An 11908-nucleotide genomic window follows, 5' to 3' on the forward strand; every position below is an offset into this window, starting at 1 on the left:
CACCCACATGGGCTTCAATTGCGGCATCGTCGGCCTGCCGAACGTCGGCAAGTCGACCCTGTTCAACGCGCTGACCGCCACCCAGGCGGCCGAGGCGGCGAACTTCCCCTTCTGCACCAAGGAGCCGAACGTCGGCCGCGTCGGCGTGCCCGACCCGCGGCTGGAGAAGCTGGCGGAGATCGCCAAGTCGCAGAAGATCATCCCCACGCAGCTTGAGTTCGTCGACATCGCCGGCCTGATCCGCGGCGCCTCGAAGGGCGAGGGCCTCGGCAACCAGTTCCTCGCCAACATCCGCGAGGTCGACGCCATCGTCCATGTGCTGCGCTGCTTCGAGGACGACGACATCACCCATGTCGAGGGCAACGTCGAGCCGCTGCGCGATGCCGAGGTGGTCGAGACCGAGCTGATGCTCGCCGACATGGAGAGCCTGGAGCGCCAGATCACCAGCCTGCAGAAGAAGGCCAAGGGCGGCGACAAGGACAGCAAGGTCAAGGCCGACCTGATGGAGCGCGCCCTGAAGGTGCTGCAGGACGGCAAGCCGGCCCGTGTCGTCGAGCTGTCGGACGACGAGGTGCCGGTGTTCAAGCAGTTCATGCTGCTCACCTCCAAGCCGGTGCTCTATGTCTGCAACGTCGAGGAGGCGTCGGCCGCCACCGGCAACGCCTTCTCCGCCAAGGTCGCCGAGAAGGCCAAGGCCGAGAACGCCGAGGTCGTGGTGATCTCCGCCGCCATCGAATCCGAGGTCGCCCAGCTCTCCGATCCCGCCGAGAAGGCCGAGTTCCTGGAGTCGATGGGGCTGGAGGAGACCGGCCTGAACAAGCTGATCCGGGCCGGCTTCAAGCTGCTCGACCTGATCACCTTCTTCACCGTCGGCCCGAAGGAGGCGCGCGCCTGGACCGTGCGGCGCAACGCCAAGGCCCCCGAGGCCGCCGGCGTCATCCACACCGACTTCGAGCGCGGCTTCATCCGTGCCGAGACCATCGACTTCACCAGCTACGTCACGCTGGGCGGCGAGCAGGGGGCGAAGGACGCCGGCAAGATGCGCCAGGAAGGCAAGGAATACGTCGTCCAGGACGGCGACATCTTCCACTTCCGCTTCAACGTCTGACAGCCGCGGGACGCGGCGCGGGGTCTGACAGCCGCGGGACGCGGCGCGGGGTCTGACAGCCGCGGGACGCGGCTCGGGGTGACCGAAGGCGCTGCCGCGGCAGCGCCTTCGCCCCTCCTGCACCTCCGCTGTCATCCAACTGTCATATTGTCGTAACAATCCGTGCGCCCTACCCTTCGGTCAGGGGTGCTCCCTGTGCGCATCCCTTGGCATGACGAAGGGGGAGCGATGCAGGCGACACGGGTGCTGCTGGAACTGGCCGGAAACGTCGTGCTGCTCCTGTGGGGGCTGCACATGGTGCAGAGCGGGCTGACCCGCGCGCTGGGCGCCGATTTGCGCCGGGTGCTGGGGGCCGGCCTGCGCAACCGCTGGACCGCTTTCCTGTCGGGCATGGGCATCACCATGCTGTTGCAGAGCAGCACCGCCACCGGCCTGATGGTCACCGGCTTCACCGCCACCGGGCTCGTGTCGCTGATGCCTGCCCTGGCGGTGATGCTGGGGGCCAATGTCGGCTCGACCCTGATCGTCCAGCTCCTTGCCTTCGACGTCTCCCATGTGGCGCCGGTCCTGCTGCTGGGCGGCTTCCTTGCCTTCCGCCGCGGCGGCAAGACGCGCAGCCGCGACCTCGGCCGCGTCGGGATCGGGCTGGGCTTGATGCTGCTGGCCCTGCACCTGCTGCTGGCGACCATCGCGCCGGCGGAGAATGCGCCGATGCTGCAGCGGATGATGGGGATGCTGACGTCCGACCCGCTGGTGGCGGTGCTTCTGGCCGCGCTGCTGGCCTGGGCTGCCCATTCCAGCGTCGCCGCCATCCTGCTGATCGCCTCGCTGGCCGGCGGCGGCGTGATCTCGCCGCAGGCCGCGGTCGCCATGGTGGCCGGCGCCAACCTGGGCAGCGCGGTCAACCCGATCATCGAAGGCCCCGGCGGCGACGGCGGCAACCCGGCCGCCCGGCGCCTGCCGGTCGGCAATCTGGTCAACCGGCTGATCGGCTGCATCCTGGTGGTGCCGCTGCTGGAGCCGATCACCGCCGGGCTGCAGATGCTGTCGCCCGACGCAACCCGGCTGGCCGCCAACTTCCACCTGCTCTTCAATGTGGCACTGGCCGCCCTGTTCATTGGTCCCCTGCCCTGGTTCGCCCGTCTGCTGGTGCGGCTGTTCCCGGAGCGGATCGCCGTGTCGGACCCGGCGGCGGCACTCTACCTGGACCGCAGCGCCCTACGGGTACCGCACCTCGCCATCGCCAACGCCGTGCGCGAGGCGTTGCGGATGGCCGACACGGTGGATGCCATGCTGCGCGGCGCGCTCGACGTGCTGCACAGCGATGACCGCAAGCGCGTCCAGGAAATCCGCCGGATGGACGATGTGCTCGACCGCCTGCACGACGCGATCAAGCGCTACCTCACCCAGATCAACGTCGAGGATCTGGACGAACGGGATTCCCGGCGGGTTTCGGACGTGCTGACCTTCACGATCAACCTGGAGCATGTCGGCGACATCGTCGACCGCAACCTGATGGAGGCGGCGTCCAAGAAGATCCGGCGCAAGCTGAGCTTCTCGTCCGAGGGGGCGGCCGAGATCGCCGGCATGCTGGAACGGCTGAGCGAAACCCAGCGGCTGGCGGCGGCGGTGTTCGTCTCCGGCGACCTGCGGTCCGCCCGCGCGCTGATGCGCGAGAAGGAGGTGATCCGCGACATGGAGACGCTGGCGACCGAGGCGCATTTCGCCCGGCTGCGCGCCGGCCGCACCGAGAGCGTGGAGACCAGCGCCCTTCACCTCGATATCCTGCGTGACCTGCGCCGGATCAACGCCCACCTCGTCGCCGCCGCCTACCCGGTGCTCGATCAATCGGGGGAGCTGTTGCCGAGCAGGCTCAAACATGGAACCACTTGGGCGTGACTCCTATCCCTCCGGCAGGCTGCCGATGGGCCGCCGGACCGCCCATTTCTTGTCACCGCCGCAGCGATCTTAACTCTTTCGTAACCATTTAAAATTCGCCAAGCTCTTTCGCGACATGGTTAACAAACCGTTAATATGTTTGTTATTCCGAGGAGGCCGGACGCCTTCGGGCAACGGCGGTCGCAAGGGAGCAAGCGGTGGCGAACAGGCGCGCGACGTCCAACGGACCTGGGAACGCCGGGGCCGGCAGGCCGGGATCGGAAGCGAACAGACCAGTGCTGGGCGGGTCCGACAAAGCGGCTTCGGACGCGGCCGGGTCCGACATGTCCGCCTCCGGTCTCTTCCCGCCCGACCCGGACGGCGCCGGGGACGGCTTCGCCGAGCGGGTGCGGGATGCCATCGACCGCCAGGAGCTGTTCCTGGTCTACCAGCCGCAGGCGGACGTCTTCACCAACCGCCTCACCGGTTTCGAGGCGCTGTCGCGCTGGCGGCTGTCGGACGGCACCATGCTTCCGCCCGACGTCTTCGTGCCGATGGCCGAGCAGGGCAAGGCGATCCACCTTCTCGGTGAATGGTCGCTGCGGACCGCCTGCGCCGCTGCGGCCGAATGGCAGCGCACCGGCATGGCCGACGTTCCGGTCTCGGTGAACCTGTCGGCACGCCAGCTCGATGATCCCGGCCTCGTCCGTATGGTGCTGGGCGTGCTGGCCGACAGCGGCCTGCCGGCTGCGAACCTCAAGCTGGAGCTGACCGAAACCGCCCTGTTCGGGCAGACGCAGAACGCCCGCGAGGCGCTTGTGCAACTGCGCGGAGCGGGCGTGCGGCTGGTGCTCGACGATTTCGGCACCGGCTGGTCCTCCCTGGCGACCCTGAGGCGGGTTCCCGTCGAATCGCTGAAGATCGACAAGCAGTTCGTCCAGGCGATGGTGGAGGACCGTGATGCCGCCGCCATCGTCCAGGCCGTGGTGGCGATGGCCCACGCGCTCGACCTGACGGCCGTCGCCGAGGGCGTGGAGACGCCGGAGCAGCGCCTGTTCCTGCAGGCCTACCGCTGCGACACGCTGCAGGGCTTCTGGCTGTCGCGGCCGCTGCCCACCGACGGGGTGCCGGACTTCCTCTCCCGCCTGGGACTCACCGCGACGGTGCCGGGGTCCCGGGCGCCGGGGGCGGAGGTGAAGGGCGCTGCGACGCCGAAAGCAGGATGACCCGCCGGGTCTCGTCCCATTCGGTCAGCTCCGCCGCCTCGTCGGCGGTGGCCCAGCAGGCTTCCAGGGCGTCGTCGGCGCAGACCGCGTCACCGTCGGCGCTTTCCGCGGCCACCTCGACCAGCGTGTAATGGAAGTGCACCCGCCCCTCGGCGTCGGGGGTGATGGCGTCCACCACCGTGACGATGCCGGTCGGCACCACCTCCAGCCCGGTTTCCTCGCGGACCTCGCGCACCGCGGTCTCGAACACCGTCTCGCCCACCGACTGGGCGCCGCCCGGCAGGCTCCATTGGCCCAGCCGCGGCGCCTTGCCCCGCCTGATCAGCAGCACCCGGTCGCCCCGCCAGACGACGACCCCCACCCCGACCCAGGGGCGGTCGGGATATTCGCGGCTGGAGCGGTCGGCAGGCGGAGTGGTCATGGGAAGCTCCCTATCGATGGCTTGACCCGACGGTAGCGCGACCCGACACTTGTGCGCCAGACGGGACGGCGCATCGCAGCGCCGCCCCCATCGCTGTCCACCATGGCGGGCCATGAAGCTCAACGAGATCCGAACCTTCATCGCCGTCGCCGACGCCCAGTCGGTGCAGGAGGCCGGCAACCGTCTCGGCCTGACGCAGTCGGCGGTGTCGCGCCTGATCCAGAGGCTGGAGGCGGAGCTGGGCGTCGTCCTGTTCGACCGCCAGACCAAACCCCTGGCGCTGACGCGCGACGGCGAGCTGGCGCTGGCCCATGCACGGCGCGTCCTGGCCGCCGCCGGCGACTTCGCCGACGCCTTCGCCGGAGCGGCGGAGCCGCGCGGACTGCTGAAGCTGGGTGTTGCGCATGTGCTGACCGCGCTGGCGGCCGGGCGGCCGCTGGACGAGCTGCGCGCCGGCTTCCCCGGCCTGACCTTCCGGCTGCAGTCGGACTGGAGCACGCCGCTGATCGAGCAGGTCCGGGCCGGCAGCCTCGATGGCGCCCTGGTCCTGCTGTGCGAGGACGAGGAGCCGCCGGAGGATCTGCCGGTCCGGCGCCTGAGCAGCGAACCGGTCAGCATCGTCGCCGGCCCCGACGGCACTCCCAACCCCGGCCTCGCCGCGATGAACAGCCGCGGCTGGGTGCTTCAGCCCAGCGGCTGCCGCTACCGCAACGCGCTGCACCTCGCGCTGGCGCCCCTCGGCCAGCAGCCGAATGTAACGGTGGAGGCCTTCGACCAGAGCCTGCTGGTGGCGCTGGTGGCGCGGGGGGTCGGTTACGGGCTGGCGCCGCTGCGCCTGATCGCGCCCATCCCCGCCGCGTCCTCGCTGCGCCCGGTCGACGTACCGGGCTTCCGGCTGAGGGTGACGGTCTGGCTGGTGCAGGCCCGTACGGCCGGCCGCATCGGGCCGGTGTTCGACCGGCTGGAAGCCGTGCTGCACCGGCAGCTCGACGCCTGCGCCCCTGTCCTGCATTCCGCCGCGGAATGACCCGATTGCCGATTATGAATTTGCCGAACTGTTGAGCCCGGCCTATCGTCAGGGCTCCTATGGTCCGCAATCGGGCCAGACCGGCCGGCAGGACCGGCCGCCGGCTTCCGGGAGAGAACCCTTGTCCACCGTCCCCCCCGCACCGGCCCGCTCCTCCTGGAGGACGCCGGCCGTCGTCATCGTCTGCGGCTGCCTGATCTCGATGCTGGCCTTCGGACCGCGCTCCAGCATGGGGCTGTTCATCGGGCCGCTGTCCGACACCCGCGGCTGGGGCCGCGACGTCTTCGCGCTGGCGATGGCGATCCAGAACATCCTGTGGGGGGCCGGCGGGCCCTTCGCCGGTGCGCTGACCGACCGCTACGGGCCGGCGCCGGTCCTGGCCGGCGGCGGGCTGCTGTATGCGGCCGGCCTGGCGCTGATGCCCTATGCCGGGACCAGCCTGGAGTTGCACCTGACGGCGGGCGTGCTGATCGGGCTCGGGCTGTCGGGGGCATCCTTCGGCATCATCATCGCCGGCTTCACCCGCCTGCTGCCGGCGGAACAGCGGACCTGGTCGATCGGCATCGCCACCGCCGCCGGGTCGCTGGGCCAGTTCCTGTTCGCGCCGATGGGCCAGGCCTTCATCGCCGGCTTCGGCTGGCAGACCGCCCTGCTGCTGATGGCGGCGTCGATGTTTGCGATACCGCTGCTGGCGCTGGTCTTTCCCGGCCCCAGGGGAATGGCGGCCCATGCCGGCCCGGCGGTCACCGGGGCGAACATCGGCTTCGTCGCCGCGGTGCGCCAGGCGTTCCAGCACCGCAGCTACGTGCTGCTGGTCGCCGGCTTCTTCGTCTGCGGCTTCCAGCTCGCCTTCATCACCACCCACCTGCCGCCCTACCTGACCGCCGCCGGCATCAGCCCCTCGCTCGCCGCCTGGGCGCTGGCGCTGATCGGCCTGTTCAACGTCGTCGGCTCCTACGCGTCGGGCGTGCTGGCGGGCAAGGTCAGCAAGCGCTACCTGCTGTGCGCCAACTATTTCTCGCGCGGCATCGCCACCGCCGCCTTCGTGCTGCTGCCGATCTCGCCGGTCACGGTCGTCGCCTATGCCGCGGTGATGGGGCTGCTGTGGCTGTCGACCGTGCCGCCGACCTCGGGCCTCGTCGCGCTGATGTTCGGCACCCGTTACATGGGCACCCTCTACGGCTTCGCCTTCTTCAGCCATCAGGTCGGCGGCTTCCTCGGCGTCTGGCTGGGCGGCGTGCTGTACGAGCGCACCGGGTCCTACGACGTCGTCTGGTGGCTGGGCGTCGCCCTGGCCATGTTCGCCACCATCGTCCACTGGCCGATCGACGAGAAGCCGGCGCCGGCGCTGGCGGCGGCGGAGGCGAAGGCGTAGGATGACGGCGATGAGCGACCGCCCCGCCCCCTCCGCACCGCCGATCAGCCACGGCCTGGCCGCCGGCCTGTTCGCCGGCGTGCTGCTGGTGTGGGCGGCGCTGATGGGGCTGTCGCTGCAGCGGGCGGCGCTGCCGGATTCGACCGGCGGGCTGATGCTGGCGGTGTTCCGCCCCGGCACCAGCGACGCCGATGCGCTGGCCGCCATGGTGCGCGCCGGTGGCGAGCCGGTCCGCTCCACCTGGCTGGGCTTCGCCTGGGTCGCCCGGGGGCAGGAGCCCGGCTTCGTCGGCCGCCTGAAGGCCGAGGGCGCGCTGGCCGCCTTCGGCGAGCTTCCGGTCGGCCCCACCCTGGGCGGCTGCACCGCGACGCCGGTGGACAGGGCGGCGATCGCCGCCACCCGCCTGCAGTAGGCGGATCTTCCCGCCACTACCCCCTTTCCGCCTGGCGGATGGGCGCGGGCGTCACCAACGGTGGACGCGCGGCGCCCGGGGTGTCATAGTGCGGCCCGCATTCGACCGGCCCCGCGCAGGCGGAGGTCAGACCCCGGAATTCGTGAGCGACGATGAGCGAGCCGATCTCCCTGTTCACCAAACTGGCGAACATCCACATCCGTTACGTCACGTGGCGTCGGGGCGCCAAGGTCGGCAGCGACCGCTTCGGCAACGTCTACTACCGTTCCAAGGACACCAAGGCCGGCACGCGCGAGCGCCGGTGGGTCCTGTATGCCGGCGAGCCCGACGCGTCGAAGATCCCGCCGGAATGGCACTCCTGGCTGCACCACACCACCAAGGATCCGCTGCCGGAAGGCTCCAGCGCCTTCCACAAGCCGTGGCAGAAGGAGCATCTGCCGAACCTGTCGGGCACGGTCCAGGCCTACCGGCCGCCCGGCCATGTCCTGGCCGGCGGAAAGCGCGTCCCGGCCACCGGCGACTACGAGCCCTGGACTCCGAGCTGATCCGTCACCGCCGACCTGATCCGTCACGTCAGAGCGGACGACCCGGCCCTTTCGGGCCGGGTTTCGATTCGGGAACCCGCTGCAGGATAGTTTCATGCGCCGCAATGTGATCGAAACCGTGCTGGGCGGCGTCGTGCTCGCCGTGGCCGCCGTTTTCCTGGCCTTCGCCTACAAGAGCGCCGACCTGCGCAAGGTGCAGGGCTATGACGTCACCGCCAACTTCAGCAGCATCACCGGGCTGCAGAGCGGCGCCGACGTCCGCATCAGCGGCGTGAAGGTCGGCACGGTCACCGGCCTCAGCCTCGACCCGGCCTCCTACCAGGCGGTCGTCCATCTGTCGGTCGACAATTCGGTGAAGCTGCCCAAGGACACCGCCGCGGTCATCGCCTCGGAAAGCCTGCTGGGCGGCAAGTTCCTGTCGCTCGAACCCGGTGGCGACCCCGACATGATCAAGCCGAACGGCAAGATCGAGTTCACGCAGAGCACCCCCGGCCTTGAGCAGCTCCTGGGCCAGGTCATCTTCTCGCTGCAGAACATGAGCAAGCCCGGCGACTCGCCGGATGGCCAGGCCAATGGCCAGGCCGGCACCCAGCCCCCGGCCCAGCCGCCGAAGCTGTAGCGCTCCTCCGGTCACCGAACGGCATCCCGCGAGCTGAGGCGCGGCCGGAACCTCCGGCCGCGCCTTTGCGTTGGGCTACGGCATCCGAACGAGACCGAGGAGGAACTGCCATGCGTTTGTCTGTTCTGGCCGTGCTGGGGCTGGCCCTTGCGACCGCGGCCTGCGGCAACACGATGGAGGAGAAATCGGCCAGCGGCGGACTGGGCGGTGCCGCGGCCGGCGCGGTGGTCGGCGGCCCGGTCGGGGCGGTGGTCGGCGCCGCGGCCGGCGCCAGCGCGGGTGCGGTGACCGACAAGGTCGAGGAGCGCAACCAGGACGGCTCCGGCGCCACCTACAGCGCCCCGGCCTCCCGCACCACGCGCTGACGCCTGCCCGTCCGGACGCGGGAGGCTCCGGCGTCGTCCGCCACTGGACGCTGCCCACGCTTCCGGGCTAGAAGGCGGAGCGTCCCGGTGGGATGGCGGGACACGTTCCCGCCATCCCACCGGGCGCCGTCCGCAATTACGCAAGCGATCCGACGTGACGAAGTCCCCGCTCTCTTCCCGGCCGCTCTCTTCCCGGCCGATGTCTTTCCGTCTGAAGCGCGCGGCGCTCGCGGCTGCGCTGGCCGGCAGCACGTTCCTTCCCCTCGCCGCCCAGGCCGCGCCGGTGCCGGAGCAGATGATCGAGCGCCCCGGCGCCAAGCTGCAATGGCTGGACAAGGTGACCGCCCGGACCTCCACCTTCACCATCAAGGTGGGAGAGACCAAGACGATGGGCAGCCTGCGCATCACCTTGCGCGCCTGCCGGGAGAATCCGCCGATCGAGACCCCGGAATCCGCCGCCTTCCTGGAGGTGACCGAGGTCAAGCCGGGCGAACAGGCCGAGGCGGTGTTCAGCGGCTGGATGTTCGCGTCCAGCCCCGCTTTGTCGGCGATGGAAAACGCGATCTACGATGTGTGGGTGCTCGACTGCGAGGAGTGAGGCCGGTGCCGCCGACGCTCTCCGGCCCGTCCCGCCTGTGGCGGGAGAGGACCGGAGGAGCGGCCGCGGCCTACTCCGCCACGGCGGCGATCGGGTTGCCGAGCGCCTTGTCCAGGTAATCGTCCACCTGCAGCGCCAGCTCGTCGGTGCGGTTGACGAAGAAATGGCTGGCGCCCGGGACGACGCGATGGTCGATGCGGATGTCCTTCTGGTGCGACAGCTTGGTGACCAGCTTGGTTACCGCGGCCTGGGGCACCACCTCGTCCCGGTCGCCATGGATGATCAGGCCGGACGACGGACAGGGCGCCAGGAACGAGAAGTCGAAGAGGTTGGCCGGCGGCGAGACCGAGACGAAGCCGTCGATCTCCGGCCGGCGCATCAGCAGTTGCATGCCGATCCAGGCGCCGAACGACACGCCGCCGATCCAGCAGAGCGGCGCGTTGGGGTTGTAGGTCTGCAGCCAGTCCAGCGCGGCGGCGGCGTCGGCCAGCTCCCCCTCGCCCTTGTCGTAGGTGCCCTGGCTGCGCCCGACGCCCCGGAAATTGAAGCGCAGGGCCGAATAGCCGCGCTTGGTGAAGGACTGGAATAGGGCGAAGACCACCTTGTTGTTCATCGTCCCATTGTGCTGCGGGTGCGGATGCAGCAGCAGCGCGACCGGGGCGTTCGGCTGCTTCCCGTGGGTGTAACGGCCTTCCAGGCGACCGGCGGGACCGTTGAAGAGCACTTCAGGCATGGGAACGATGTTCCTGACGCGGACAAAGGGTTATTGAGACCGCCGCAGCGCCGGGCCGGACGAGCCGGCCCTTCCGCCCCGACGTCCGGGCCGACCGGCCCGTCACGGGTTTCCCGCTTTTCCAGTGGGGTCTTCGACACACAATTCTTGACCGTTTTGCTTGGTCATCATATATGCGTCCTGACGTCCTCCGGGGCAACCCGCCTGACCCGCGCCCCCGATCCGGCCGTGCGCGACCAGGTCCGCCGCGGCGGACGAAGCCGCCGGCCGAAGCCGGACGCGGGCGGCCGACGAGAGCGGCGGACTATACCACGGCGGGTGATGGCGTGTTCAAGCATCTTCGCGAAGAGATCGACGGGATCATGGCGCGCGACCCCGCCGCGCGGTCCCGGCTGGAGGTCGCGCTGTGCTACCCCGGCCTGCACGCGATCGTGCTGCACCGCGTCGCCCGGCGGGCACGCGACGCCGGCTGGCACCTGGCCGCCCGTCTCGTCTCGCAGGTCGCCCGCTCGCTGACCGGCATCGAGATCCATCCCGGCGCCACCATCGGCAGGCGCTTCTTCATCGATCACGGTATGGGCGTCGTCATCGGCGAGACGGCGGAAATCGGCGACGACGTCATGCTCTATCACGGGGTGACGCTGGGCGGCACCTCGCTCAATCCCGGCAAGCGCCATCCGACGTTGGGTGACGGCGTCATCGTCGGGGCCGGCGCCAAGATCCTGGGCGCCATCACCATCGGACGCGGGGCGCGCATCGGCGCCAACGCGGTGGTGGTGGCCGACGTGGCGGCCGACACCGCGGTCGTCGGCATTCCCGCCAAGCCGGTGGTGCCGCGCGACCGCGCGGAGACGCGGAAGTTCCTCCCCTACGGCACACCCTGCGGCGACATTCCCGACCCGGTGGCCCGCGCGCTGTCCGGCCTGCTCGACCAGGTGACGGCCCTGCAGGCCCGCGTCGGCGAGCTGGAGGGCGAACCGTCCGGCCGCCGGGGCGCCGCCCCGACGCCGGACCGCCCGCCCCACCTTCCCCATATCGAGACCGAGACGATGCCGGCCCGCAACGGCGGGTTGCACGAAGCGCAAGGAGAAACGCGATGAGACTCAGCACCAAGGGACGCTATGCCGTGATGGCGATGGTCGATCTGGCCGCCACCAGCAAGGGCAGCCCGGTGGCTCTGGCCGACATCGCGGAGCGGCAGGAGATCTCGCTCTCCTACCTGGAGCAGCTCTTTGCCAAGCTGCGCAAGGGCGGTCTCGTCAAGAGCGTGCGCGGCCCCGGCGGCGGCTACCTGCTGGCTCACCCGGCCGACGCGACCCGGGTTTCCGACATCATCCTCGCGGTGGACGAGCCGATCCGCACCACCCGCTGCGCCAACGGCACGCCGCAGGGCTGCCGCACCAACCGCTCGCGCTGCCTGACCCACGACCTGTGGGAGGAATTGGGCAACCAGATCCATATGTATCTGAGCTCCGTGACCGTCGCCGACGTGGTGGATCGCCGGATCATCGGCACCAGCGGCCTGAACCTGCTGCGCCCGGCGCCGGCCGACGGCGAGGAGGCGGCGGTCGCCGCTGAATGACCAGCCCAGCCGACGGCAT

The 11908-nt window shown here is 70.2% G+C and carries 14 protein-coding genes; 12 read left to right on the forward strand and 2 right to left on the reverse strand.

Features of this window, described 5'->3' with window-relative positions:
- Positions 1-7: 7 nt before the first annotated feature.
- From ychF to J2850_RS10630, 3 genes are all read left to right on the forward strand, one after another.
- A complete protein-coding gene (gene ychF / locus J2850_RS10620; protein WP_209981385.1) occupies positions 8-1108 on the forward strand; it encodes a redox-regulated ATPase YchF in 1101 nt (366 codons plus the stop codon).
- 228 nt (positions 1109-1336) lie between these two features.
- Positions 1337-3007: a Na/Pi cotransporter family protein gene (locus J2850_RS10625; protein ID WP_209981387.1), complete on the forward strand. Its 1671-nt coding sequence runs from the start codon at positions 1337-1339 to the stop codon at positions 3005-3007.
- Between the two features lie 323 nt (positions 3008-3330).
- Positions 3331-4212 (forward strand): EAL domain-containing protein, encoded by an 882-nt coding sequence (locus J2850_RS10630; protein WP_209981389.1) that lies wholly within the window; start codon positions 3331-3333, stop codon positions 4210-4212.
- Here J2850_RS10630 and J2850_RS10635 read toward each other — a convergent pair.
- On the reverse strand, positions 4139-4633 hold the full coding sequence (locus J2850_RS10635; protein WP_209981391.1) for an NUDIX hydrolase: 495 nt from the start codon (positions 4631-4633) through the stop codon (positions 4139-4141). The two genes, J2850_RS10630 and J2850_RS10635, sit on opposite strands and share 74 nt — an antisense overlap.
- A gap of 112 nt (positions 4634-4745) precedes the next feature.
- Between J2850_RS10635 and J2850_RS10640 the strand changes: the two genes are divergently transcribed.
- The 7 genes from J2850_RS10640 to J2850_RS10670 all read left to right on the forward strand — a co-directional run bounded on the left by J2850_RS10640 (position 4746) and on the right by J2850_RS10670 (position 9574).
- Complete coding sequence (locus J2850_RS10640; RefSeq protein WP_209981392.1) at positions 4746-5660, forward strand: LysR family transcriptional regulator; 915 nt, start codon at positions 4746-4748, stop codon at positions 5658-5660.
- A 121-nt stretch (positions 5661-5781) separates the two neighbouring features.
- Positions 5782-7035: an MFS transporter gene (locus tag J2850_RS10645; protein ID WP_209981393.1), complete on the forward strand. Its 1254-nt coding sequence runs from the start codon at positions 5782-5784 to the stop codon at positions 7033-7035.
- A 10-nt stretch (positions 7036-7045) separates the two neighbouring features.
- Entirely contained in the window at positions 7046-7447 is a 402-nt protein-coding gene (locus J2850_RS10650) for a hypothetical protein (RefSeq protein WP_209981395.1), read from the forward strand.
- Between the two features lie 152 nt (positions 7448-7599).
- Positions 7600-7992 carry an NADH:ubiquinone oxidoreductase subunit NDUFA12 gene (locus J2850_RS10655; protein ID WP_209981397.1) on the forward strand — a complete coding sequence of 131 codons (393 nt, stop codon included), beginning with the start codon at positions 7600-7602 and terminating at the stop codon, positions 7990-7992.
- 94 nt (positions 7993-8086) lie between these two features.
- Entirely contained in the window at positions 8087-8611 is a 525-nt protein-coding gene (gene mlaD, locus J2850_RS10660) for an outer membrane lipid asymmetry maintenance protein MlaD (RefSeq protein WP_209981399.1), read from the forward strand.
- Positions 8612-8721: 110 nt separating this feature from the next.
- Complete coding sequence (locus tag J2850_RS10665) at positions 8722-8976, forward strand: hypothetical protein (RefSeq protein ID WP_209981401.1); 255 nt, start codon at positions 8722-8724, stop codon at positions 8974-8976.
- A gap of 199 nt (positions 8977-9175) precedes the next feature.
- The gene (locus J2850_RS10670) at positions 9176-9574 is read left to right on the forward strand and encodes a DUF2155 domain-containing protein (RefSeq protein WP_209981402.1); all 399 of its coding nucleotides are present in this window, start codon (positions 9176-9178) and stop codon (positions 9572-9574) included.
- Between the two features lie 70 nt (positions 9575-9644).
- Here the strand turns inward: J2850_RS10670 and J2850_RS10675 are convergent, their stop codons facing one another.
- Positions 9645-10307 (reverse strand): alpha/beta hydrolase, encoded by a 663-nt coding sequence (locus tag J2850_RS10675; RefSeq protein ID WP_209981404.1) that lies wholly within the window; start codon positions 10305-10307, stop codon positions 9645-9647.
- 326 nt (positions 10308-10633) lie between these two features.
- Between J2850_RS10675 and cysE the strand changes: the two genes are divergently transcribed.
- Together cysE and J2850_RS10685 are read left to right on the forward strand one after the other, a co-directional pair.
- On the forward strand, positions 10634-11407 hold the full coding sequence (gene cysE / locus J2850_RS10680) for a serine O-acetyltransferase (protein ID WP_209981406.1): 774 nt from the start codon (positions 10634-10636) through the stop codon (positions 11405-11407).
- Positions 11404-11889 carry an Rrf2 family transcriptional regulator gene (locus J2850_RS10685; protein ID WP_209981408.1) on the forward strand — a complete coding sequence of 162 codons (486 nt, stop codon included), beginning with the start codon at positions 11404-11406 and terminating at the stop codon, positions 11887-11889. The genes cysE and J2850_RS10685 overlap by 4 nt, the downstream gene beginning before the upstream one ends.
- The last annotated feature ends 19 nt before the right edge of the window (positions 11890-11908 follow it).

It is taken from the genome of Azospirillum picis (genome assembly GCF_017876115.1).
GTDB lineage: Bacteria > Pseudomonadota > Alphaproteobacteria > Azospirillales > Azospirillaceae > Azospirillum > Azospirillum picis.

What these genes read in the sequence shown, in the direction of transcription:
- J2850_RS10650 (WP_209981395.1), top strand. Translation starts at nt 7,046, where the DNA reads ATGAGCGACCGCCCCGCCCCCTCCGCACCGCCGATCAGCCACGGCCTG.
- J2850_RS10625 (WP_209981387.1), top strand. Translation starts at nt 1,337, where the DNA reads ATGCAGGCGACACGGGTGCTGCTGGAACTGGCCGGAAACGTCGTGCTG.
- J2850_RS10655 (WP_209981397.1), top strand. Translation starts at nt 7,600, where the DNA reads ATGAGCGAGCCGATCTCCCTGTTCACCAAACTGGCGAACATCCACATC.
- mlaD (WP_209981399.1), top strand. Translation starts at nt 8,087, where the DNA reads ATGCGCCGCAATGTGATCGAAACCGTGCTGGGCGGCGTCGTGCTCGCC.
- J2850_RS10635 (WP_209981391.1), bottom strand. Translation starts at nt 4,633, where the DNA reads ATGACCACTCCGCCTGCCGACCGCTCCAGCCGCGAATATCCCGACCGC.
- J2850_RS10675 (WP_209981404.1), bottom strand. Translation starts at nt 10,307, where the DNA reads ATGCCTGAAGTGCTCTTCAACGGTCCCGCCGGTCGCCTGGAAGGCCGT.
- J2850_RS10670 (WP_209981402.1), top strand. Translation starts at nt 9,176, where the DNA reads ATGTCTTTCCGTCTGAAGCGCGCGGCGCTCGCGGCTGCGCTGGCCGGC.
- ychF (WP_209981385.1), top strand. Translation starts at nt 8, where the DNA reads ATGGGCTTCAATTGCGGCATCGTCGGCCTGCCGAACGTCGGCAAGTCG.
- J2850_RS10630 (WP_209981389.1), top strand. Translation starts at nt 3,331, where the DNA reads ATGTCCGCCTCCGGTCTCTTCCCGCCCGACCCGGACGGCGCCGGGGAC.
- J2850_RS10640 (WP_209981392.1), top strand. Translation starts at nt 4,746, where the DNA reads ATGAAGCTCAACGAGATCCGAACCTTCATCGCCGTCGCCGACGCCCAG.
- J2850_RS10685 (WP_209981408.1), top strand. Translation starts at nt 11,404, where the DNA reads ATGAGACTCAGCACCAAGGGACGCTATGCCGTGATGGCGATGGTCGAT.
- J2850_RS10665 (WP_209981401.1), top strand. Translation starts at nt 8,722, where the DNA reads ATGCGTTTGTCTGTTCTGGCCGTGCTGGGGCTGGCCCTTGCGACCGCG.